This is a genomic window from Pseudomonas sp. S3_A09, from assembly GCF_054668065.1.
The window spans coordinates 1,310,310-1,331,295 of the sequence record NZ_CP162752.1; the positions used below are offsets into that span (position 1 = coordinate 1,310,310).

Genomic DNA, 20,986 nt, shown 5'->3' on the forward strand with positions numbered 1-20,986 from the left:
TTCTCACAAGGCTAGATCCTCAGGTGTGAATGTCATCTTGAATGAACGATAGGGAGCGAAGTCGCTTGGTTTCATTCCCTGCATCTCGGTCAACCGGCCAATGTTCTTGACCGCGGCAACCGCCGAACTGTCGAACGAACCGTCACCACTGGACTTGGACACGCTGACCGAAGTCACCGTACCGTCCGGCAACATGCCGATCTGCAGCACTACTGTCATGCCTTTGCGTGCCGAAGGTGGACGTGTCCAACCCTCTGCTGCGCGCGCCCGAATCAGGTCGTCGAAACTGCCCGCGACTTCATCGCCACGTTCATCGGCCAAGGCTTGCTGACGCTGCGGCGTGTCGGAGAGCAAGTCTGCCAAGGCCTGGGCCTTTTTCTCTTCGGCGGATTTGCGCGCTGCTTCCTGGGCCTTTTTCTTGCTGGCATCGGCGGCAGCTTTCTTCTTCGCGTCGTCGGCGACTTTTTTCTTCGCCTCGTCTGCTTCAGCTTTTTTCTTGGCGTCTTCGGCGGCTTTCTTCTTCGCGTCTTCGACTATTTTCTTCTTGGCGTCTTCAGCGGCCTTTTTCTTGGCCTCTTCTTCAGCCGCTTTTTTGGCTTCTTCTTCAGACTTCTTCTTGGCTATATCAGCCAATTGTTTCTCTTCGGCCTTTTTGGCTTCGGCAGCTTTCTCGGCTTTCTTGGCTTCATCGGCCTTTTTCGCCTCGTCCGCTTTCTTAGCTTCATCAGCCTTTTTCGATTCCTCGGCCTTTTGAGCCGCCTCTTCTTTCTTTTGTTCCGCAGCAGCCTTCACCGCTTCCTGCTCGACCTTCTTCTGTTCCATCTGTTCGACTTCAGTCTGGCGCGCGGCCGACTTCTGGGCCTCACCCGCAATCTTCTGATTGGTCTGGGTGGTGGCCTGACTTTTCGATTTCAGCTGATACAGGGTCGCCTGCACGATCGGCTTGGCTGGCGGCAGGTCCGGGGTCATGGCAAAGCTGACGAACAGCATGCCAAACACCAGGACGTGCAGGGCAATTGCCCAGACGCTAGGCCAGAAGTAGCTTTCCGAGGCGGACGGCTCTCGCTGTTGCTGCATCAGGGCGCCTCGGTAATCAAGCCAACGTTGCCCACGCCGGCCTTTTGCAGCCCGCCCATGGCGCCCATGACGGAGCCGTAGTCGACCGCCTTGTCACCGCGGATGAAGACCTGGGTGTGCTTGCCGCCTTCATTGCCGGAGCGAATGATCTTGGTCACCGCGTCGGTCATCGCCGGCAAGGTCAAGGCCTTGTCCTGTTGCTTCTGCGTGTCGACTTCGCTGCCAAGGTTCCAGTAATAGGTCTTGTCGGACTTGATCGAAATGGTCAGCACCTGGGTGTTGTTGTCCTGTGGCAAGGCTTCGCTGGAAACCTTGGGCAGGTCAACCTTCACACCCTGATTGAGCATCGGCGCGGTCACCATGAAGATAACCAGCAGCACCAGCATCACGTCGATGTAAGGCACTACGTTCATCTCGGCGACCGGCTTGCGCTTGGTTCGAGCTCGAGTGATTAAAGCCATCGTGAGATACCTGCTTATTCTTCGCTGGTGTGCACTTTACGGTGCAGGATCGCCTGGAATTCATCGGCGAAGGTGTAGTAACGGCCAATCAGGTTCTCGCCGCGAGCAGCAAAACGGTTGTAGGCGATGACGGCCGGGATCGCAGCGAACAGGCCGATCGCGGTGGCGATCAGGGCTTCGGCGATACCCGGGGCCACGGTGGCCAGCGTCGCTTGCTGGGCCTGGGCGAGGCCGCGGAAGGAGTTCATGATGCCCCATACGGTACCGAACAGGCCGATGTACGGGCTGACTGAACCCACGGTGGCGAGGAACGGCAAGCTTTGCTCAAGCTTCTCTTCTTCACGGGAAATGGCGACGCGCATGGCACGGGCCACGCCTTCCATCACGGCTTCCGGGTCAACGCCTGGCTGCTGGCGCAGACGGGAGAATTCCTTGAAGCCGGCGCGGAAGATCTGCTCGACGCCCGAATCCGGGTCCGGGTTGCTGCCCGCCTGACGGTACAGCTTGGACAGGTCGATACCCGACCAGAAGCGCTCTTCAAAGCTCTCCAGGGCACGTCGACCAGCACGCAGCAGGTTGCTGCGCTGAAAAATCATGACCCAAGAGGTAACCGATGCGGCTACCAGGGTCAGCATGACCAGTTGAACCACGACACTGGCATTGCTGACCAGGCTCCACATGGAGGAATGGTCGACGACGGTAGGTTCCACGCTAAATCTCCTGCTTTGATTGTTTACCCGCGCCGCTTACGTCGGCAAAGGCCGAACGTAAAGCTTCGGGAATGGCCCGGGGTTTCAAACTATTGGTGCGCACACAGGCCACCAGGAACTGCCCCTCACAGAGCAGCGTTGCATCCGTTGCCCGCCTGACCTGCTGCTTGAAACGCAGGCTGACACGGTTCAATTCGATTACTTCAGCGCTGACCAACAACTCGTCGTCCAGCCGCGCCGGCGCGTGATACCGCGCCTCGCTGGAATGCACGACGAATAACAGGTCCTCCCCTGCCAGCTGGGATTGGGCAAAGCCCAGCTCCCGTAGCCGCTCGGTTCGAGCCCGCTCCATGAACTTGAGGTAGTTGACGTAATACACGATGCCGCCGGCATCGGTGTCCTCGTAATAAACGCGACAGCGATGTGCGAACGACTGATCCCCGTTTTGCGCGCGCATACTCTAGTGCTTACTCCTCAGGTTGCCAATCCGGCTGGGCAACTGTTTTTTCGTTGTCTGAAACTTTTCTACTGACTGAATGACGACACCAGCCACTAGGACAGCACAAACCTAGGATAAATCGTCTGGCGTGAAGCTTTTAATCGTCCACTGCATCGAGGAATTCGTCTACTACAGGCATTTCGCCCAATCGTGACGGAATGTTTAACCCGAAGTGCAGATAGGCGTGGCGCGTGACGACTCGCCCCCTCGGGGTACGCATGATGTAACCCTGCTGGATCAGATACGGTTCCAGCACATCCTCGATGGTATGGCGCTCCTCACTGATGGCCGCCGCCAGGCTATCGACCCCCACCGGCCCTCCGTCGAACTTCTCGATCATGGTCAAGAGTAGACGCCGATCCTGGTGATCGAAGCCATGCTCATCCACATCCAAAAGGTTCAAGGCCAGGTCGGCCACGGCCTTGGTGATATGTCCCTTGGCCCGCACCTCGGCAAAGTCGCGCACGCGACGCAGCAAACGGTTGGCAATACGTGGCGTACCGCGGGCCCGGCGGGCGATTTCAAACGCGCCCTCAGGGTCCAGCGGCAAACCGAGAATACTGGCCGAACGGCTGACGATGGTCGCAAGGTCCGCAGTGCTATAGAACTCTAGACGTTGAACAATGCCGAAACGGTCTCGCAGCGGGTTGGTCAACATGCCCGCGCGGGTGGTGGCGCCCACCAGCGTGAACGGTGGCAGGTCGAGCTTGATAGACCGGGCCGCAGGCCCTTCACCGATCATGATGTCGAGCTGGAAGTCCTCCATTGCCGGGTACAACACTTCCTCGACGATCGGCGAGAGTCGGTGGATCTCGTCAATAAACAGCACATCGTGGGGTTCAAGGTTGGTCAGCAACGCCGCCAGATCACCCGGACGCTCCAGCACCGGGCCGGAGGTGGACTTGATCGACACGCCCATTTCCTGGGCGATGATATTGGCCAGTGTCGTTTTGCCCAAGCCCGGCGGACCGAAGATCAGCGTGTGGTCCAGGGACTCACTGCGCCCGCGCGCAGCCTGGATGAACAACTCCATCTGCTCGCGCACGGTGGGCTGGCCGATGTATTCGGCCAGGCTCAGGGGGCGGATAGCGCGGTCCTGGACCTCTTCACGGTCGCGCGGGCCAGTGGCTGCAATCAGACGATCAGCTTCAATCACTTAAATCATTCCCTTCAGGGCGCGGCGGATCATGTCTTCGGCACTCAGGTTCTTGTCCTTGATGGCCGACACCGCCTTGCTGGCTTCCTGCGGCTTGTAGCCCAAGGAAATCAGCGCGTTGACGGCATCGCTTTCGGCGCTGGCGACCTGCGCCGCCGGCATATCCGGCTGGTTTGGCACCAGGGCAAACATGCTCGGCACCACTTCCCAAGCCTTGAAGCGGTCCTTGAGCTCCACCAGCAGGCGCTCAGCGGTCTTCTTGCCGACGCCCGGCACCTTGGTCAGCGCGGAGGTGTCCTGGGCCGAAACGGCGCGCACCAGTTCATCCACTTCCAGGCTCGACATCAAGGCCAGGGCCAGTTTCGGGCCCACCCCGTTGAGGCGGATCAGTTCACGGAAGAAGTCGCGGTCGCGCTTGCCGATGAAACCATAGAGTAGTTGTGCGTCTTCGCGCACCACCAAGTGGGTGTGCAGGGTAATCGGCTCACCGACCGACGGTAGGCGATACAGGGTGGTCATGGGCACTTCCAGCTCATACCCCAGCCCATTCACATCCAGAATCAGGTGCGGCGGCTGTTTCTCAGCCAGGGTGCCGCGCAAGCGTCCAATCACGGTTCAGATCCTTAAAGCTTGGGGTCAGATCAAGGCCTGACCGGAAATTACGATTGCGCTGATGCTATCAGAGACGCAGGCGCCCGCCACGACTGCGTGCCGTACCCAGGCCATGGGGCAGCAGACTGGAGCGGGTGTGGGCATGGCAAATGGCGATGGCCAGGGCGTCGGAGGCGTCGATCTGCGGTTTTGAGGTGAGCTTGAGCATGTGCATGACCATCATCTGCACCTGCTCTTTATTGGCTGCGCCGGTACCGACAACCGCCTGTTTGACCTGGGTCGCGGTGTATTCGGCGATCTCCATGCCCTCCTCGGCACCCGCCACGATCGCAGCACCACGGGCCTGGCCAAGCTTCAATGCCGAGTCGGCATTCTTGGCCATGAACACCTTTTCGATGCCCATGGTAACCGGGCCATAGGTCTGGATGACTTCGCGTACGCCGCGATAGACGATCTGCAAGCGGTCGGCCAATTCACCCGCGCCGGTGCGGATGCAGCCCGAGGCGACGTAGACACAGCCGCGCGGGGTCTGTTGCACCACGCCAAAACCGGTAATGCGCGAACCGGGGTCGATACCTAGGATTAAAGTCATAACGCCTGCAGTTCTGTGGATACACATAGATCCAATGTGGGAGCGGGCTTGCTCGCGAATACGGTGTGTCAGTCACCTGATGCATCGACTGAAAGTCCGCTTTCGCGAGCAAGCCCGCTCCCACACTGGATTTTCATCGTTCTTAGGTGAGCTGTTCGGCCACTTCTTCCGGGATGTCGGCGTTGGAATACACGTTTTGCACATCATCCAGGTCTTCAAGCATATCCAGCATCTTCAGCACTTTCTGCGCACCGTCCAGGTCCAGTTCGGCACTGGTGGTCGGCAGCATCACGATTTCCGCGTCGGTGCCTTTGAAACCCGCCGCTTCCAGCGCGTTGCGCACGGCATAGAAACCAGCAAACGAAGTGAACACGTCAATGGAGCCATCTTCGTTAGTCACTACGTCGTCGGCATCCGCCTCCATGGCGGCTTCCATCAGCGCGTCTTCATCGGTGCCTGGGGCGAAGGTGATCTGCCCTTTGCGCTCGAACAGGTAAGCCACCGAACCGTCGGTGCCGAGGTTGCCACCGCACTTGCTGAACGCATGGCGCACGGCTGCCGCGGTGCGGTTGCGGTTGTCGGTCATGCACTCGACCATCACCGCCACGCCGCCCGGGCCGTAGCCTTCGTAGCTCAGCTCGACCATGTCGTCGGTATCGGCAGCACCGGCGCCACGGGCCACGGCGCGATCGATGATGTCGCGGCTCATGTTGGCGCCAAGGGCCTTGTCCAGCGCCAGACGCAGACGCGGGTTGGAGCCTGGATCACCCCCGCCCTGCCGGGCGGCGACGGTCAGCTCGCGGATCCACTTGGTGAAGATCTTGCCTTTCTTGGCATCCTGACGCTCTTTGCGGTGCTTGATGTTCGCCCACTTGGAATGGCCAGCCATAACACAACTCCGAAATTCTGTAGAAACCTTGATCAACCCCGCCCTGGGCGGGAGGTAGTCCTTTAACGCAAAGGCGCATCCGAAGATGCGCCTTTTTAGACTGCGTAAACCTCAGTGCGCTTTCACGCAGCAGCCTTACTCAGCCTTCGGCGTCTCGCGCAGGCGGATGTGCAGCTCGCGCAGTGCCTTGGCATCCACCACACCTGGAGCCTGGGTCATGACGTCCGCAGCGCTCTGGGTTTTCGGGAAGGCGATCACTTCACGGATCGACTGGGCGCCGGTCATCAGCATCACCAGACGGTCCAGGCCGAACGCCAGGCCACCGTGCGGCGGCGCGCCGTATTTCAGGGCGTCGAGCAGGAAGCCGAACTTCTCTTCCTGTTCCGCTTCGTTGATGCCCAACAGGCGGAATACCGCTTGTTGCATCTCCTTGCGGTGGATACGGATCGAACCGCCACCCAACTCGGTGCCGTTGAGCACCATGTCGTAGGCGCGGGACAGAGCGCCAGCCGGGTTGGCTTCCAGCTCAGCCGGGGAGCACTTCGGCGCGGTGAACGGGTGGTGCAAGGCGCTGAAGCTGCCGTCGTCGTTCTCTTCGAACATCGGGAAGTCAACGACCCACATCGGGGCCCACTCACAGGTCAGCAGGTTCAGGTCGTGACCCAGCTTGATCCGCAGCGCGCCCAGGGCCTCGCTGACGATCTTGGCCTTGTCGGCGCCGAAGAACACGATGTCGCCGTCGACTGCACCGACGCGGTCGAGGATCGCGTTCAGGTTGTCGAGTGGAATGTTTTTAACGATCGGTGATTGCAGGCCATCAACACCGTTGGCGCGCTCGTTGACCTTGATGTACGCCAGGCCTTTGGCACCGTAGATACCGACGAACTTGGTGTAGTCGTCGATCTGCTTGCGCGGCATGCTCGCGCCGCCAGGCACGCGCAGGGCGGCGATGCGGCATTTCGGATCGTTGGCCGGGCCGCTGAATACCTTGAAGTCGACTTCTTTGAGTTGGTCGGCCACGTCCACCAGTTCCAGCGGGTTACGCAGGTCGGGCTTGTCGGAACCGTAGCGGCGCATGGCTTCTTCGAAGGTCATGTGCGGGAAGTCGCCGAATTCCAGGTCCAGCACTTCCTTGAACAGGTTGCGGATCATCTGCTCGGTCAGGCCCATGATCTCTTTTTCATCGAGGAAGCTGGTCTCGATGTCGATCTGGGTGAATTCCGGCTGGCGGTCGGCGCGCAGGTCTTCGTCACGGAAGCATTTGGCAATCTGGTAGTAACGGTCGAAGCCGGCCACCATCAGCAGTTGCTTGAACAGCTGCGGCGATTGCGGCAGGGCGAAGAACGAACCGGCATGAGTACGGCTCGGCACCAGGTAGTCACGCGCGCCTTCCGGGGTGGCCCGGGTCAGGATCGGCGTTTCAACGTCCAGGAAGCCGTTTTCGTCGAGGAAGCGGCGGATGCTGGTGGTCATGCGCGAGCGCAGGCGCAGCTTCTCGGCCATTTCCGGACGACGCAGGTCCAGGAAGCGGTAGCGCAGGCGGGTTTCTTCGCCCACGTCGGAGTATTCGTTGAGTGGGAACGGCGGGGTTTCCGATTCGTTCAGCACTTCCAATTCATAGCCCAGCACTTCGATGCCGCCGGACGCCATGTTCTTGTTCACGGCACCGGCCGGACGCAGACGTACCTTGCCGGTGATCTTCACGACGTATTCGCTGCGCACGCGGTCGGCAGCGGCGAAGCTTTCGGCACGATCCGGGTCGAACACCACCTGGGCCAGACCATCACGATCACGGATGTCGAGGAAGATCACCCCGCCGTGGTCGCGGCGACGGTGAACCCATCCGCAAAGGGTGATTTCCTGACCTTCCAGGGTCTCGTTCAGTTGGCCGCAATAGTGGCTGCGCATCATGGTAGTGGTTTCACTTCTCGTAATTCGAAATTCGGTGGAGGCTTGCCTCGTCACCGTACATTAAAGCAGGGGACGGATAATGCAGGAGCCTGCGCGTAGAGTTCAACTCAGTCTGCTTTGTCGCCGCCCGCCAGGTTCTTCTTCGAGCCGGTCTTGAAATCGGTCTCGTACCAGCCGCTGCCGCTCAGGCGGAAGCCTGGCATGGACAACATTTTCTTGAGCTCCGGCGCTTGGCAGGCCGGGCAATCGACCAGCGGCGCGGCGCTGATCTTCTGAATGGCTTCCAACTGATGACCACAGGAAGCACATTGATAGTCGTACATGGGCATGGCGATGTCTCGGCGATCAGAACGTTACTGCGCCACGCCTGCTACGAGATAACCCCGGCACGCGCAGCAAAGCGCGGGATTATATCTGGTAAATCGAGGCAGCGCAGCCGGCTTTCTGCCCAGGGGCCACCCCCACCTTGAAGAAGGGCCGACCCCGAAGCCGGGTGATTACGACGCTTCAACACGCTCTTTCAGGGCGTGAACCACACACACCACCCTGACCAACCCACTGAAGTTCTTCACGCCGCCATGACGCAAGTGCACTTCCCGATCCACATAAGACAGCAACGCACTGACTGAGCAGGCGTTGATCCTGGCGATTTCCGTGAGGATATTCCAATAGATCTGCTCCAGCCGCAGGCACGTGGAAAACCCATTGAGCCTCACCGACCGGGACAATGGCTTGGCCAATCCCATGTCGAACCCTTTTACAAAGGGGTCGACCTTTACCTTATGAAAACCACCGTTTTCCATGACTCCATTACCCACTCCGCGTGACATACACCTGACACTCCATTGCCAAACAGCCGCCCATGGGTTGTCCCATTGGGCAATGGCCTTATCAAACAGCAGGCAGAGTGCAGCAGCCAGAAGACGCGACGTTGATAGGCGTAGGACAACGCCAGGAAATGCGTGGAAACAAGCGAGCGGCGCCGGGAAGGCGCCGCCCAGGGCAGTGGTTTACTGACTTTCGAGGAGGGAACGCAGCATCCACGCCGTTTTCTCGTGAACCTGCATGCGCTGGGTCAACAGGTCGGCCGTCGGCTCATCGCTGACCTTGTCGAGCAGCGGGAAGATGCCGCGCGCAGTCCGAGTGACCGCCTCCTGGCCTTCTACCAGTTGCTTGATCATGTCTTCAGCACTCGGCACGCCTTCTTCTTCCTTGATGGAAGAAAGACGGGCATAGATGGAGTAGGCACCTGGTGCCGGGAAACCCAACGCACGGATACGCTCGGCAATGGAGTCCACAGCCAACGCCAGCTCGTTGTACTGCTCTTCGAACATCAAGTGCAGCGTGCGGAACATCGGCCCCGTGACGTTCCAATGGAAGTTATGGGTCTTCAGGTACAGTACATAGGTATCGGAAAGCAGTCGCGAAAGCCCATCGACGATGGATTTACGATCTTCTTCACTGATACCGATATCGATTGCCATGTTTATCCCCTTCAATTGACAAGCATTCATTGATCAGGTGCAGGACCACTCTAGCAAGTGTGCCGTGGATCCGCAGCCCGGCGCGGCAATTCGCCCCGCCTTGGCCTGCCAACACGACACAATCCAAGCCTTCGGTCCACGCGGGAAATGTCCGAACAGGCCGTTTGAAAAGCCCCCACGTGTCTAGGACAAGCGTTTGACGCAGAAATGCCGTCGTCCTTGCAACAGCCCGAAATGCTTGATTTGAGTAGGCACAGCCTTTGCTGTTAAATAGGCTGCGTGTCGTCGCCGTTACTTTCTGCGGCAGCGACATAGGCTGATACCCCGCGCACGTGCCCAACGCCTCCCATTGTTCAGAAGCGAACCGTGCCAGTCAGCTCTTCCTTGTGATCCGTCTTAACGTGAGTTAATCAAAATGTTGAAAATCGTCCACCTGCTAACGGGCGTTGCAGCTTTGCTGCTGTCCTTTATCCCGAGCCTGCAGCCTGAAAGCCTGCCGTATCTGGAACAAAACGACGCTCTGTACCTGGCCTTGTTCGGCCTTCTTAACCTGACGCTGGCACCGGTGATCCCTTACTGGAACAAAGGCACGCGTCATCAACTGCAAAACCTGGTCAGCGCGCTGCTGGTGCTGACTGTTGTCGTACAAACCCTCACCCTCCTGGCACCTATGCCTGAAGTCGGTGGCCACCCGGCCATCCTGCTCAGCCTGGTGATTGCTGTGGTCGCCATTGTTCTTCACCTGGCCATCAGCTTCTACCGTTCGTCCCCTGCGGCCTCGTCGCAAACCTACGACATGACCAATCGGGATACCGGTACCGTCAAGTGGTTCAACACGTCCAAAGGCTTCGGCTTTATTTCCCGCGATTCGGGCGACGATATCTTCGTCCACTTCCGGGCTATTCGCGGCGAAGGCCATCGTGTCCTGGTGGAAGGCCAGCGCGTGGAGTTCTCCGTCATGAATCGCGACAAAGGCCTGCAGGCTGAAGACGTGATCGCTGCACTGCCGCGTCGCTGATACCCGCCTTCGCAGCAAAAAAAACCGCGATCCAGCTCAGCTGGGTCGCGGTTTTTTTATGCATGCCTATTAATAGTGAGGCGGCGGCGCTTCTTCTTCGGACGTTTCGAACTGACCGCCCATTTCTTCCTGGCGCTTGAGCAGCGCGGTCATCTGCAGTTGCAGGCGCTCGACGGCCCGCTGCTGGGTGACAAGGATGTCATTGAGGGTCTCGATGGTGTCGTCCTGGAAAGCCAGGCGGCTTTCCAGATCGTTGACGCGGTCTTGCAGATCCATGATTCAACCCTGGGTAAAGACGAAGTCGGCGGGCAACAGCGCGCGCAGGCGAGCACGGACAGTTGCCACTTGCTCATCGGTATACGGCAGCGCCGGATGTTTGCCCCATACCGGCGCCGGCCAGGCGGCATCATCACGTTTGCGCACGATCACGTGCACGTGCAACTGGCTGACTACATTGCCCAGGGCACCGATGTTCATTTTGTCGGCGCAAAAGCCTTCATTCAGCATCTGGGCCAAGGTAGTGGTTTCTTGCCACAAGCGCTGCTGGTCCGCGACATCCAGTTGAAACACTTCACTGATACCGTTGATTCGCGGCACCAGAATGAACCAGGGGTAGTTCGAGTCATTGGACAGCAGCAGGCGGCACAGGGGGAAATCCCCGATGACCAGTGTGTCTTGTTGAAGGCGTTGATCTAAAGCGAACACTGCAGGCACTCCGTTCGGCAGGTCAGGTTCAAGGTCCCCAGCATACCCGCGAATCGCTATCGCTTCACGCCGACCAATGCGCCCCCAGGCAAGGCGTGGAGAAAAAAGCGCACCATTTCGAGCCAAACGGATTTTTCGACTACGCTCAATCACCAATCCCGCGGCGATTGACCCACCGTTGAACAACGCTTTGCGACGAGAGCCCCCGATGCAGAGGCTTCACAAAACAAGGCATTGAGCCATCATCCAACAACTGAGGCATCAGAGGGCATGCACCAAAATGACCCAACCACGCCTCAAAGAGATCCGCCGACTACCCACTGATTGGGGTGAACGGGTAACGTTTATCGCAGATACGGAATTTAGGCTCCCCTTGAGCAAGGCAGAGCACGCGCGTCAAGGCCAAACCATTCGGCGTAAAAACCCCGTGTTTATGCGGATTTCACGAAGCGGTAACGTTTTTCACGAAAAAATGACATTCGATTTACGGTTTGGGCACGCTTGCTGCATTCATCCGCCTATCGTCGGCAACGGCACCGGAACGGAAGCAGGTGTTTCGCGATGAAAACAGCAGCGGTTCAATGCGCACCAAGGAAGATTCCAAACCCTGGAATAAATCCTGGAAAGTAACGTTTTTTGCGTTCTTTTAACGGCTTGGAAACAGTATTGAAGTTGTCAGCCTCGTTACAGTGAGGCTGTGAATTTGCGACATGGATCTAGCAATCTACGACAAGCTCGTAAAGAAGCTGAAAGGAAAGTTGGGCAAGTATCGCCAATATTGTCAGCGTGATATAACTTTGCGCCGACACAAAAAGAAAGAGCCGCCCAGACAAAAATATAGGTGGGACGGCAGTACTCTTCCTAAAACCAAAGGAGCAAATCACGATGCGCGTGATGAAGTGGAGCATGATCGCCCTGGCTGTTTCAGCAGGCACTACGCAGTTCGCAATGGCGTCCGCCCAAAGCGATTCCAAAGGCTTTGTTGAAGACAGCACTTTCAGCATTAATACTCGCGCTCTGTACTTCAGCCGCGACTTCCGTAACAACCCGTCGGGCCCAGGCTCCCAGAGCCGTGCCGAAGAAACCGGCCTGGGCTTCAACGCCCTCTACCAATCGGGCTTCACCCAAGGCACCATCGGTGTCGGTGTTGACGTGATCGGCCTGCTGGGCGTCAAGCTCGACAGTGGCAAGGGTCGTGCCGGTACCGGTCTGTTCCCAACCGGTTCCGACGGTCGTTCGCAAGATGACTACTCCAAAGGCGGCGGCGCGGTTAAATTCCGTATCTCCGATACTGTGCTGAAAGTGGGTGACCAATACACCACAGCCCCAGTATTCGCCTCCGACGACAGCCGTTTGCTGCCAGAGCTGCCGCAGGGTATCTCGATCACCAGCAACGAGATCAAGGGCCTGAAGCTCGAAGGCGGTCACTTCACTTCCAGCGTCGCGCAGAACCAGACCTACCATGACAGCCTGGGCCTGACCAAAACCGACTTCGTCGGCGGTGTCTACTCCTTCACCCCCGAGTTCACCGGTAGCCTGTACTACGCAAAAACTGAAGATTATTTCCGTAAGTACTACAGCAACCTGAACTGGACCCACGCGCTGAGTGACGACCAGTCGTTTGCCTTGGACTTCAACATCTACGACACCAAGAGCGACGGCGAAGGCCTGCAACGTGCTTACAAAGACAACGGTCTGCCGTTCGCAGAACGCACCAAGCTCGACAACCGTGCGTTCAGCTTGCAGGGTGCCTACACCATCGGTGCTCACACCTTCACCCTGGCAGCCCAGAAAGTTACCGGTGACGGCGACTACGGCTACGGCGTAGACGGCGGCGGCACAGTGTTCCTGGCCAACTCCATCGCCCGTTCCGACTTCAACGCCGAAGGCGAGAAGTCTTACCAGGCGCGTTATGACATCAACATGGCTACCTTCGGCATTCCTGGTCTGAGCTTCATGACTCGTTACGTGACCGGTAGCGGCGCCAACACCGCCACCACCTCGAACGGTAAAGAGTGGGAACGCGACATCGAAGCCAAGTACGTGATCCAGAGCGGCCCGGCTAAAGACCTGAGCCTGCGTATACGTCAAGCGACCTATCGTTCGTCTGATGGCGTGTACTACGGTTCTTCGTCCATCGACGAACTGCGTCTGATCGCGAACTACCCGCTGAACATCCTGTAATTGACAGTTTTATTACAGCGATGACTTAAGGCTACGGCCTTAAACAAAAAGCCGCTCCCTTGTTTAACAACGGAGCGGTTTTTTAATGGCTGTAATGTTTCAGCAGGAAATAACTAGCAAGCTAACTAACGAGATTAACGCTTGCGTCCTGAACCTGACCTAACGGCCAAGTTCACGACCAATACTTCACATTACTTGGCAACTGTTTCCTGCATCACACGAATAACCCGCTGCGGAAACGGAATATCAATCCCCGCCGCTTTCAAACGGTCACGTGCCAGTTCGTTCAGCATGAACACTACATCCCAATAATCCGCGGTCTTTGTCCAGCAACGCAGGGAAACAGTGATCGAACTGTCACCCAAGGTCGAAACCACCGCCACTGCGGCCGGGTCTGCCAACACACGTGGGTCTTTGGCCAGCTCCAACAGCACTTCACGGGCTTTCTGCAGGTCGGCTTCATAGTCGACACCCACATCAAACACCACCTTGCGGGTCGGCTGACGATTGGTGTTGGTGATGAGCCCGTTGGACAGGCTGCCGTTAGGGATGATCACGGTCTTGTTGTCACCGGTGCGCAGCACGGTGTGGAAGATCTGGATGCTGTCGACGGTGCCGGATGTGCCCTGGGCTTCGATCCAGTCACCAATACGGAACGGGCGGAACAACAGAATCAGCACACCGCCGGCGAAGTTCGCCAGGCTGCCTTGCAGTGCCAGGCCGATGGCCAGGGTGGCGGCACCGATCGCGGCCACGAACGAGGTGGTGGCTACGCCGATCATGGAGGCCACGTTGACCACCAGCATGACCTTGAGCGCAATGTTCGCCAGGCTGGTAATGAAGTGTTGCAGCGCCAGGTCGGCGTTACGCAGGGCCAGCAAACGTCCCACTCGGTGGGTCAATACGTTGATCAGCCACCAACCGATGGCCAGGGTGACCACTGCCAGCAAAAACCGGCTGCCGTATTCCATGATCATCGGCAACCACGATTCTGAGGTCTTGATCAGGTGATCCACTTCAGCGTTCAAATCCATCTACATTCTCCTGTTTACCGGATGCTCGGCGTATTGAATGGCCATAAATGCAATTGAGCCCCGTAGGGCTCAATAGTCGGCGCTGGTTCTGGGGCGTGGGACGTCAAAAACGCCCACAGGTTCCCCAATGTGCCATCAGTCGCGGAAGTTATTGAACTGCAGCGGCATGTCGAAGGTCTTGGCGCGCAGGGCCGCGATGGCCTCTTGCAGGTCGTCACGCTTCTTGCCGGTCACGCGAACCTGCTCACCCTGGATGGCAGCCTGGACTTTCAGCTTGGCGTCCTTGATGTGAGCAACGATCTTCTTTGCCAGCTCCTTGTCGATGCCTTCCTTGAGGATGGCTTCTTGCTTCATCAGCTTGCCGGAGGCGTAGGCGTCCTTGATTTCAAGGCATTGCGCGTCGATCTTGCGCTTGACCAGGGACAGCTTGAGGATCTCGATCATCGCTTCCAGCTGGAAATCGGCTTCAGCGGTCAGGTTGACGGTCAGCTCTTTTTCCTTGAATTCGAAGCTGCCCTTGCCTTTCAAGTCATAGCGACGGTCCAGCTCCTTGACGGCGTTCTCGACGGCGTTGGTGACTTCGTGTTTGTCCAGTTCGGATACCACGTCGAACGAAGGCATGTCATTTCTCCAATATAAGGGGCGGGCTCAGTAGAGATGGAGCGCGCCCAAGCTAAAATGCCGAGGCATTATAGCGGTTCTTTCGTCCCGTTCGCTGCGGGCGACCCTACGGAGCAAAAACTGATGTCGACCACCTGGCATATTCTCGGCGCCGGCAGCCTGGGTACACTCTGGGCCACACGTCTGGCGCGCGCGGGCGTGCCCGTCAGGTTGATCCTGCGTGATGAGGCGCGCCTGGCCAGCTATCAGGCAGCCCAGGGGCTGACCTTGGTGGAACATGGCGTAGAACACAGCTACCCAGTGATAGGCGAAACACCCGACAGCCCTGGGCCGATTCATCGCCTGCTGGTGGCATGCAAAGCCTATGACGCCCAAAGCGCAGTCGCCCAGCTGCACCATCGACTGGCGCCCGACGCCGAACTGATCCTGCTGCAAAACGGCCTGGGCAGCCAGGATGCTGTCGCCGCGCAGTTGCCCCAGGCGCGTTGCATCTTTGCCTCCAGTACCGAAGGCGCCTTTCGCGATGGCGACTGGCGCGTGGTGTTTGCCGGCCATGGATACACCTGGCTGGGCGACGCGAGCCACCCTACCCCGCCCGTGTGGCTGGACGACTTGCACGCCGCCGGTATCCCCCACGACTGGAGCACCGATATCCTCACCCGGCTATGGCGCAAGCTGGGGCTCAATTGCGCCATCAATCCGCTGACCGTGCTGTATCAGTGCCGCAATGGAGAACTGCAGGCCCATCAATGCGAAGTCGCCACCTTGTGCGCTGAACTCGTCGAACTGCTGGAATGCTGTGGCCAACCCGCTGCCGCGCTGGATCTGCAACACGAAGTGGAACGGGTGATCCAGGCCACCGCCGCGAATTACTCCTCCATGTACCAGGACGTGGCCGCCGGCCGTCGCACCGAAATCAGCTACCTATTGGGCTATGCTTGCCAGGCGGCCGCCCGTCACCAACTGAACCTGCCGCACCTTCAACAGTTGCAAGTGCGCCTGGTCGAGCAGTTGCTTGCACGCGGATTGCCCCGCGACTGAGCCACGCGCTACCCTGCCCGCCTGTCTATCTCCTGGGAAAACCCTGATGCCGCTGCGCCAGCGTCTTGAAAACCTACCGGTCGGGCAGAAACTGCTGGCCGCCTTGCTGGTGCTGTTGACCACGGTATTGCTGGTGGCCAACCTGACCTTTATCAGCGCCGCCTACTGGATCTCCCAGGAAAGCATGGCGCCCCAGGCCTTGCAGGCCATTGGTCGCCTGGTGTCCAACCCGGCGCTCGCCGCCGAAGCCCTCGAATCGCCTGCCAAGGCTGACGCGCTGCTCAACGAGCTGACCAGTTATTCGCCGTTGCGCGCCGCGGCCCTGTACGACGGCGACGGCAACCGCCTGGCTCAGATGCAACACGGCGACCGCCTGCACCTGCCGGACAACTATCGGCATATCGAAGCCTGGCGTGTGACCGAGTTTCGCAATAACCAGATCATCACCCTGCCCCGGGCCGGCCAGCCGTCCGGGCATCTACTGCTGGTCGCCAGTAGCGAGCTGCCGGTGGCGTTTTATACCGGCACGTTGACGGCCAGCCTGGGCATCCTGATTTTCAGCGTGCTGCTGTGGCTGGTCATCGCCCGTCAGATCAAACGCCTGATCACCCGGCCAATCCACGAGCTGGAAGAACTCTCGCGTCAGGTCACCCGCGAAGAGAACTACGCCCTGCGCGCCGGCCGTGGCAATCACGATGAGATCGGCAGCCTGGCCGAAGCCTTCAACACCATGCTGTCGCGCATTGAAGCCCGTGAGCAGCAGCTCAAACGCGCGCGCGACGACTCCCAGGCGGCGTATGACCAGGCGCAAGGCTTGGCGGAAGAAACGCGCCACACCAACCGCAAGCTGGAACTGGAAGTGCAGGTTCGCAGCAAGATCGAGAAGAAACTCACCGGTTTCCAGAATTACCTGAACAGCATCATCGACTCGATGCCCTCGGCGCTGATCGCCCTGGATGAACAGCTTTACGTCACCCAATGGAACCAGGAGGCCAGCGCGCTCTCCGGCACACGCCTGGACGAAGCCTTGAACCAGCCGATCTACCTGGCGTTCCAACCGCTCAAGCCGTACCTGCCGCAGATTCGTGCAGCGGTAGAACAACACACCGTGGAACGCATCGAACGCGTCACCTGGTTCAAGGACGACGAAGCCAAGCATTACGCCCTGACCTTCTACCCGCTGATGGGTGGGGCCGGGCGCGGCGTGGTGATCCGTATCGATGACATCACTCAGCGTCTGTCTCTGGAAGAAATGATGGTGCAGTCGGAGAAAATGCTCTCCGTGGGTGGCCTGGCTGCCGGCATGGCCCATGAGATCAACAACCCGCTGGGAGCAATCCTGCACAACGTGCAGAACATCCGCCGCCGCCTGTCCCCCGACCTGCCCAAGAACCTGGAGCATGCGCAGCAGGCGGGCATCGAGCTGGAAACGGTCAACCGCTACCTGCAAAGCCGCGAAGTGCCGCAATTGCTTGATGGCATCCAGCAGGCTGGGGCGCGGGCGGCGAAGATCGTCACCCACATGCTCAGTTTCAGCCGTCGCAGCAATCGACAAATGGCGCCCTGCGACCTACCGGCGCTGATCGACCAGGCTGTGGAAATCGCCGGCAACGATTTCGACCTGGCCATCGGCTTCGACTTCAAGGGCCAGGCGATCATTCGCCAGTTCGACCCTCAACTCGGCCCGGTGCCCGGCACTGCCAACGAGTTGGAACAGGTGCTGCTCAACCTGCTTAAAAACGCGGCCCAGGCCATCCATCTGCGGGAAGACGACAGCGAACCGGGGCGCATCATCCTACGCACGCGCCTCAACCCGCCCTGGGCGGAAATCCAGGTGGAAGACAACGGCATCGGCATGAGCGAAAACGTGCGCAAGCGCACCTTCGAGCCGTTCTTCACCACCAAGGAAATCGGCCAGGGCACCGGGCTTGGGCTATCGGTGTCGTATTTCATCATCACCAACAACCATAAGGGCCAGATGGAAGTGCATTCAACCCTCGGCCAAGGTACGTGCTTCACGCTACGTCTGCCATTGGCTGGCAGCCAACTGCCACCTCACGAACTCACCCAACTGGAGCAATGACCATGGGCATTCGCCTGTCGAAGATCTATACACGCACCGGCGACAAGGGCGAAACCGGCCTGGGCGATGGCCGCCGTGTGCCCAAGGACCACCCACGGGTGGAAGCGATTGGTGAAGTTGATACGCTGAACAGCCAGCTGGGTTTATTGCTGGCCAGCCTGGAGGAACAGAGTGGCAAACATCCGGAACTTAAGGATGTGATCGAGGTGCTTACGCCATGCCAGCATCGTTTGTTCGACCTGGGGGGTGAATTGGCAATGCCGGTGTATAAAGCCTTGAACGCTGCGGAGGTCGACCGACTGGAAGCAGCGATTGACCGCTGGAATGAGGACGTGGGACCGCTGGAGAACTTCATCCTGCCGGGTGGCTCGGCGTTGATCGCCCAGGCCCATGTATGCCGCAGCCTCGCGCGCAGTGCGGAGCGGCGGTGTCAGCAGTTGAATGCGGTTGAGCCGTTGGAAGGCGTGGGGTTGGCGTACATCAATCGGTTGTCGGATTTGCTGTTCGTGGCGGCCAGGGTCATCGCCAAGCGCCAGGGTGTGGCCGAGGTGTTGTGGCAGGCGGCGGCCAAGCCACATTAATGATGAGGCGTCTGGCCTGACGCCTTCGCGAGCAAGCCCGCTCCCATATTTGACTGCATTCCAAAGGTGGAACTCCGTCAAATGTGGGAGCGGGCCTGCTCGCGAAGAGGCCTGTCAAAACAGCATCAAACTTCCGGCCAAAACGCCCTAATCCCAGCCACACCCTGAGCCCCAGCCTCCCAAGCTTTTTCCCGCTCGGCAGGCCCAACCCCACCCAACAGAAACACCGGCTTGCTGAACCCTCGGATCAACGCCACCGCCTGCTCCCAACCCAACGGCTGCGCATCAGGATGCGTCTGGGTCGGCTGCACCGGCGACAGCGTGACAAAATCCACGTCCATCATTTCCGCCAATGCCAGCTCTTCTGCGTTGTGGCACGACGCCGCCAGCCAGCGATCCTTCGGCAGCGGGCGACCCTTGCTGGCGTATTTACGCAGTTGCGCCGCCGTCATGTGCCAGCCGGCTGCAGGAAAATCGCCCAACCATTCAAACGGCCCCTTGAGCATCAGTTGAGCCTTACCCGCGCACAAGCCCACCGCATCCACCGCAAGGTCGCGGTATTTTGGGTCGTAGCCGTTGGGCGCACGCAGTTGCACCAGTTTGATACCGCCCGCAATGGCTTTCTGGATACCCCGCAGTAACGTCGGGGTTTCCAGTTCGCCTGGGGTGATCAGGTACTCGGCAGGCAAGCGCGCCGCCGCAACGATCGGCGCATTGGCGGCCGGAAACGCATAGTTGAGCAGGTCTCGGGGGGCCACCCACTCCAGCGGCTGCCCTTCAACACCATGAGGCTCGCCGGTAAAGGCCGAGACTTCCCAGACATCCAGCAACACCTGCTTGTCCGGGTAGTCGTGCTGCACCTTGATCAGCGGCCGCGCGGTAGTGACCTGAATGCCCAGCTCTTCCTGCAATTCGCGGGACAGCGCGTTGGCGACCGATTCATCGGCTTCCACCTTGCCGCCGGGGAATTCCCAGAGGCCGCCCTGGTGCTGGGTATCGGCGCGGCGCGCCAGCAGGATTTTGCCGTCGACACCGCGGATCACCGCTGCTGCTACATGCACTCGTTTCACCGCGCTTATCCTCTTAGGTCCGGTATTCCGCGTTGATCTTCACGTACTCGTGGGACAGGTCGGTGGTCCAGATGGTTTCGCTGCACTCGCCGCGACCCAGTTCGATGCGGATGGTGATTTCTTCCTGCTGCATCACCGCCGAGCCCTGGGCCTCGGTGTAGGTTTCGGCACGGGCGCCACGGCTGGCGATGCACACGTCGCCGAGGAACACGTCGATCTTGCTCACGTCCAGGTCCGGCACGCCGGCACGGCCCACAGCCGCCAGGATACGGCCCCAGTTCGGGTCAGAGGCGAACAGCGCCGTCTTGATCAGCGGCGAATGCGCGACGGTGTAGCCTACATCCAGGCATTCCTGGTGATTGCCGCCGCCATTCACTTCAACGGTGACGAACTTGGTCGCACCCTCGCCGTCACGCACGATGGCCTGTGCCACTTCCATGCACACTTCGAACACAGCCTGCTTCAACGCCGCGAACAACGGGCCGCTGGCCTCGGTGATTTCCGGCAGGTTGGCCTGGCCGGTGGCGATCAGCATGCAGCAGTCGTTGGTCGAGGTGTCGCCATCGATGGTGATGCGGTTGAATGACTTGTTGGCGCCATCGAGGATCAGCCTGTGCAACACCTCGCGGGAGACCTTGGCGTCGGTGGCGATGTAGCCGAGCATGGTGGCCATGTTCGGGCGGATCATGCCCGCGCCCTTGCTGATGCCGGTCACGGTGACGGTCACGCCGTCGTGCACGAACTGGCGGCTCGCGCCCTTCGGCAGGGTGTCGGTGGTCATGATGCCGGTCGCGGCGGCGGCCCAGTTATCCACAGACAGGTCGTCCAGCGCGGCTTGCAATGCACCTTCGATTTTCTCGACAGGCAGCGGTTCACCGATCACACCAGTGGAGTAAGGCAGCACTTGGCTGGCGTCCACGCCGGTCAACTGGGCCAGCTTGGCGCAGGTGCGCGCAGCTGCCACCAGGCCTGGCTCGCCGGTGCCGGCGTTGGCGTTGCCGGTGTTGGTCAGCAGGTAACGGATCGTGCCGGCAACGCGTTGCTTGGCCAGGATCACCGGCGCGGCGCAGAACGCGTTGAGGGTGAACACACCGGCGACGGTCGAGCCTTCGGCACAGCGCATCACCACCACATCCTTGCGCCCCGGGCGCTTGATGCCGGCCGAAGCGATACCGAGTTCAAAACCGGCAACCGGGTGCAATGTGGGCAAAGGACCAAGACCAACAGCCATGAATGCGCTCCTTAAAAATCAGATGAT

Annotated in this window: 23 protein-coding genes; 5 read left to right on the forward strand and 18 right to left on the reverse strand. The window is 59.4% G+C overall.

What is annotated here, in order from left to right:
* Positions 1-3 precede the first annotated feature (3 nt).
* The 12 genes from tolA to AB4N92_RS06280 form a co-directional block, all read right to left on the reverse strand.
* Positions 4-1,077: a cell envelope integrity protein TolA gene (tolA, locus tag AB4N92_RS06225; RefSeq protein ID WP_010208113.1), complete on the reverse strand. Its 1,074-nt coding sequence runs from the start codon at positions 1,075-1,077 to the stop codon at positions 4-6.
* Positions 1,077-1,529: a protein TolR gene (gene tolR, locus AB4N92_RS06230; RefSeq protein ID WP_161634127.1), complete on the reverse strand. Its 453-nt coding sequence runs from the start codon at positions 1,527-1,529 to the stop codon at positions 1,077-1,079. The genes tolA and tolR overlap by 1 nt, the downstream gene beginning before the upstream one ends.
* A gap of 23 nt (positions 1,530-1,552) precedes the next feature.
* A complete protein-coding gene (gene tolQ, locus AB4N92_RS06235; protein ID WP_010208111.1) occupies positions 1,553-2,248 on the reverse strand; it encodes a protein TolQ in 696 nt (231 codons plus the stop codon).
* A 1-nt stretch (position 2,249) separates the two neighbouring features.
* Positions 2,250-2,705 (reverse strand): tol-pal system-associated acyl-CoA thioesterase, encoded by a 456-nt coding sequence (ybgC, locus tag AB4N92_RS06240; RefSeq protein ID WP_010208110.1) that lies wholly within the window; start codon positions 2,703-2,705, stop codon positions 2,250-2,252.
* Between the two features lie 139 nt (positions 2,706-2,844).
* Complete coding sequence (gene ruvB / locus AB4N92_RS06245; RefSeq protein ID WP_003193867.1) at positions 2,845-3,903, reverse strand: Holliday junction branch migration DNA helicase RuvB; 1,059 nt, start codon at positions 3,901-3,903, stop codon at positions 2,845-2,847.
* Positions 3,904-4,515, reverse strand: coding sequence for a Holliday junction branch migration protein RuvA (gene ruvA, locus AB4N92_RS06250; protein WP_003193868.1), 612 nt, complete (start codon positions 4,513-4,515; stop codon positions 3,904-3,906).
* A gap of 67 nt (positions 4,516-4,582) precedes the next feature.
* Positions 4,583-5,107 (reverse strand): crossover junction endodeoxyribonuclease RuvC, encoded by a 525-nt coding sequence (ruvC, locus tag AB4N92_RS06255; RefSeq protein ID WP_010208108.1) that lies wholly within the window; start codon positions 5,105-5,107, stop codon positions 4,583-4,585.
* Between the two features lie 142 nt (positions 5,108-5,249).
* Entirely contained in the window at positions 5,250-5,996 is a 747-nt protein-coding gene (locus AB4N92_RS06260; RefSeq protein ID WP_010208107.1) for a YebC/PmpR family DNA-binding transcriptional regulator, read from the reverse strand.
* Positions 5,997-6,131: 135 nt separating this feature from the next.
* On the reverse strand, positions 6,132-7,907 hold the full coding sequence (gene aspS, locus AB4N92_RS06265; protein WP_021491234.1) for an aspartate--tRNA ligase: 1,776 nt from the start codon (positions 7,905-7,907) through the stop codon (positions 6,132-6,134).
* A 107-nt stretch (positions 7,908-8,014) separates the two neighbouring features.
* A complete protein-coding gene (locus AB4N92_RS06270; RefSeq protein WP_010208103.1) occupies positions 8,015-8,236 on the reverse strand; it encodes an FmdB family zinc ribbon protein in 222 nt (73 codons plus the stop codon).
* A 168-nt stretch (positions 8,237-8,404) separates the two neighbouring features.
* Positions 8,405-8,737: a ribbon-helix-helix domain-containing protein gene (locus AB4N92_RS06275; RefSeq protein WP_010208100.1), complete on the reverse strand. Its 333-nt coding sequence runs from the start codon at positions 8,735-8,737 to the stop codon at positions 8,405-8,407.
* A gap of 180 nt (positions 8,738-8,917) precedes the next feature.
* A complete protein-coding gene (locus AB4N92_RS06280; RefSeq protein ID WP_010208097.1) occupies positions 8,918-9,391 on the reverse strand; it encodes a Dps family protein in 474 nt (157 codons plus the stop codon).
* Between the two features lie 415 nt (positions 9,392-9,806).
* Here AB4N92_RS06280 and AB4N92_RS06285 point away from each other — a divergent pair, with 415 nt between their 5' ends.
* Entirely contained in the window at positions 9,807-10,409 is a 603-nt protein-coding gene (locus AB4N92_RS06285) for a cold-shock protein (protein ID WP_010208095.1), read from the forward strand.
* A 69-nt stretch (positions 10,410-10,478) separates the two neighbouring features.
* Here AB4N92_RS06285 and AB4N92_RS06290 read toward each other — a convergent pair whose 3' ends face one another.
* A complete protein-coding gene (locus AB4N92_RS06290; protein WP_010208093.1) occupies positions 10,479-10,685 on the reverse strand; it encodes a SlyX family protein in 207 nt (68 codons plus the stop codon).
* Between the two features lie 3 nt (positions 10,686-10,688).
* Positions 10,689-11,114 carry an HIT domain-containing protein gene (locus AB4N92_RS06295; protein WP_010208092.1) on the reverse strand — a complete coding sequence of 142 codons (426 nt, stop codon included), beginning with the start codon at positions 11,112-11,114 and terminating at the stop codon, positions 10,689-10,691.
* 885 nt (positions 11,115-11,999) lie between these two features.
* Between AB4N92_RS06295 and AB4N92_RS06300 the strand changes: the two genes are divergently transcribed.
* Complete coding sequence (locus AB4N92_RS06300) at positions 12,000-13,298, forward strand: OprD family porin (RefSeq protein ID WP_010208091.1); 1,299 nt, start codon at positions 12,000-12,002, stop codon at positions 13,296-13,298.
* A 191-nt stretch (positions 13,299-13,489) separates the two neighbouring features.
* On the opposite strand, the gene AB4N92_RS06305 is transcribed toward AB4N92_RS06300, so the two are convergent.
* On the reverse strand, positions 13,490-14,332 hold the full coding sequence (locus tag AB4N92_RS06305; protein WP_010208089.1) for a mechanosensitive ion channel family protein: 843 nt from the start codon (positions 14,330-14,332) through the stop codon (positions 13,490-13,492).
* A 135-nt stretch (positions 14,333-14,467) separates the two neighbouring features.
* The gene (locus AB4N92_RS06310) at positions 14,468-14,953 is read right to left on the reverse strand and encodes a YajQ family cyclic di-GMP-binding protein (protein WP_010208088.1); all 486 of its coding nucleotides are present in this window, start codon (positions 14,951-14,953) and stop codon (positions 14,468-14,470) included.
* A gap of 123 nt (positions 14,954-15,076) precedes the next feature.
* On the opposite strand from AB4N92_RS06310, the gene AB4N92_RS06315 reads away from it, so the two are divergent.
* Genes AB4N92_RS06315 through AB4N92_RS06325 form a run of 3 tightly spaced genes read left to right on the forward strand, consistent with a single transcriptional unit; the run spans position 15,077 to position 18,658 of the window.
* Positions 15,077-15,994 (forward strand): putative 2-dehydropantoate 2-reductase, encoded by a 918-nt coding sequence (locus AB4N92_RS06315; RefSeq protein WP_021491231.1) that lies wholly within the window; start codon positions 15,077-15,079, stop codon positions 15,992-15,994.
* Positions 15,995-16,040: 46 nt separating this feature from the next.
* Positions 16,041-18,077 (forward strand): sensor histidine kinase, encoded by a 2,037-nt coding sequence (locus AB4N92_RS06320; protein ID WP_021491230.1) that lies wholly within the window; start codon positions 16,041-16,043, stop codon positions 18,075-18,077.
* Between the two features lie 2 nt (positions 18,078-18,079).
* The gene (locus AB4N92_RS06325; RefSeq protein WP_236266851.1) at positions 18,080-18,658 is read left to right on the forward strand and encodes a cob(I)yrinic acid a,c-diamide adenosyltransferase; all 579 of its coding nucleotides are present in this window, start codon (positions 18,080-18,082) and stop codon (positions 18,656-18,658) included.
* Positions 18,659-18,783: 125 nt separating this feature from the next.
* On the opposite strand, the gene AB4N92_RS06330 is transcribed toward AB4N92_RS06325, so the two are convergent.
* Together AB4N92_RS06330 and argJ are read right to left on the reverse strand one after the other, a co-directional pair.
* Positions 18,784-19,728 (reverse strand): Nudix family hydrolase, encoded by a 945-nt coding sequence (locus AB4N92_RS06330; protein WP_069672751.1) that lies wholly within the window; start codon positions 19,726-19,728, stop codon positions 18,784-18,786.
* A 13-nt stretch (positions 19,729-19,741) separates the two neighbouring features.
* Positions 19,742-20,959: a bifunctional glutamate N-acetyltransferase/amino-acid acetyltransferase ArgJ gene (gene argJ, locus AB4N92_RS06335; RefSeq protein ID WP_021491227.1), complete on the reverse strand. Its 1,218-nt coding sequence runs from the start codon at positions 20,957-20,959 to the stop codon at positions 19,742-19,744.
* Between the last annotated feature and the right edge of the window lie 27 nt (positions 20,960-20,986).

Coding starts and splice junctions, on each gene's coding strand:
- argJ (WP_021491227.1), bottom strand. CDS start 20,959: ATGGCTGTTGGTCTTGGTCCTTTGCCCACATTGCACCCGGTTGCCGGT.
- AB4N92_RS06260 (WP_010208107.1), bottom strand. CDS start 5,996: ATGGCTGGCCATTCCAAGTGGGCGAACATCAAGCACCGCAAAGAGCGT.
- AB4N92_RS06315 (WP_021491231.1), top strand. CDS start 15,077: ATGTCGACCACCTGGCATATTCTCGGCGCCGGCAGCCTGGGTACACTC.
- ruvC (WP_010208108.1), bottom strand. CDS start 5,107: ATGACTTTAATCCTAGGTATCGACCCCGGTTCGCGCATTACCGGTTTT.
- AB4N92_RS06285 (WP_010208095.1), top strand. CDS start 9,807: ATGTTGAAAATCGTCCACCTGCTAACGGGCGTTGCAGCTTTGCTGCTG.
- AB4N92_RS06325 (WP_236266851.1), top strand. CDS start 18,080: ATGGGCATTCGCCTGTCGAAGATCTATACACGCACCGGCGACAAGGGC.
- AB4N92_RS06310 (WP_010208088.1), bottom strand. CDS start 14,953: ATGCCTTCGTTCGACGTGGTATCCGAACTGGACAAACACGAAGTCACC.
- aspS (WP_021491234.1), bottom strand. CDS start 7,907: ATGATGCGCAGCCACTATTGCGGCCAACTGAACGAGACCCTGGAAGGT.
- AB4N92_RS06300 (WP_010208091.1), top strand. CDS start 12,000: ATGCGCGTGATGAAGTGGAGCATGATCGCCCTGGCTGTTTCAGCAGGC.
- AB4N92_RS06270 (WP_010208103.1), bottom strand. CDS start 8,236: ATGCCCATGTACGACTATCAATGTGCTTCCTGTGGTCATCAGTTGGAA.
- AB4N92_RS06280 (WP_010208097.1), bottom strand. CDS start 9,391: ATGGCAATCGATATCGGTATCAGTGAAGAAGATCGTAAATCCATCGTC.
- AB4N92_RS06305 (WP_010208089.1), bottom strand. CDS start 14,332: ATGGATTTGAACGCTGAAGTGGATCACCTGATCAAGACCTCAGAATCG.
- AB4N92_RS06275 (WP_010208100.1), bottom strand. CDS start 8,737: ATGTCACGCGGAGTGGGTAATGGAGTCATGGAAAACGGTGGTTTTCAT.
- AB4N92_RS06290 (WP_010208093.1), bottom strand. CDS start 10,685: ATGGATCTGCAAGACCGCGTCAACGATCTGGAAAGCCGCCTGGCTTTC.
- AB4N92_RS06320 (WP_021491230.1), top strand. CDS start 16,041: ATGCCGCTGCGCCAGCGTCTTGAAAACCTACCGGTCGGGCAGAAACTG.
- tolA (WP_010208113.1), bottom strand. CDS start 1,077: ATGCAGCAACAGCGAGAGCCGTCCGCCTCGGAAAGCTACTTCTGGCCT.
- ybgC (WP_010208110.1), bottom strand. CDS start 2,705: ATGCGCGCGCAAAACGGGGATCAGTCGTTCGCACATCGCTGTCGCGTT.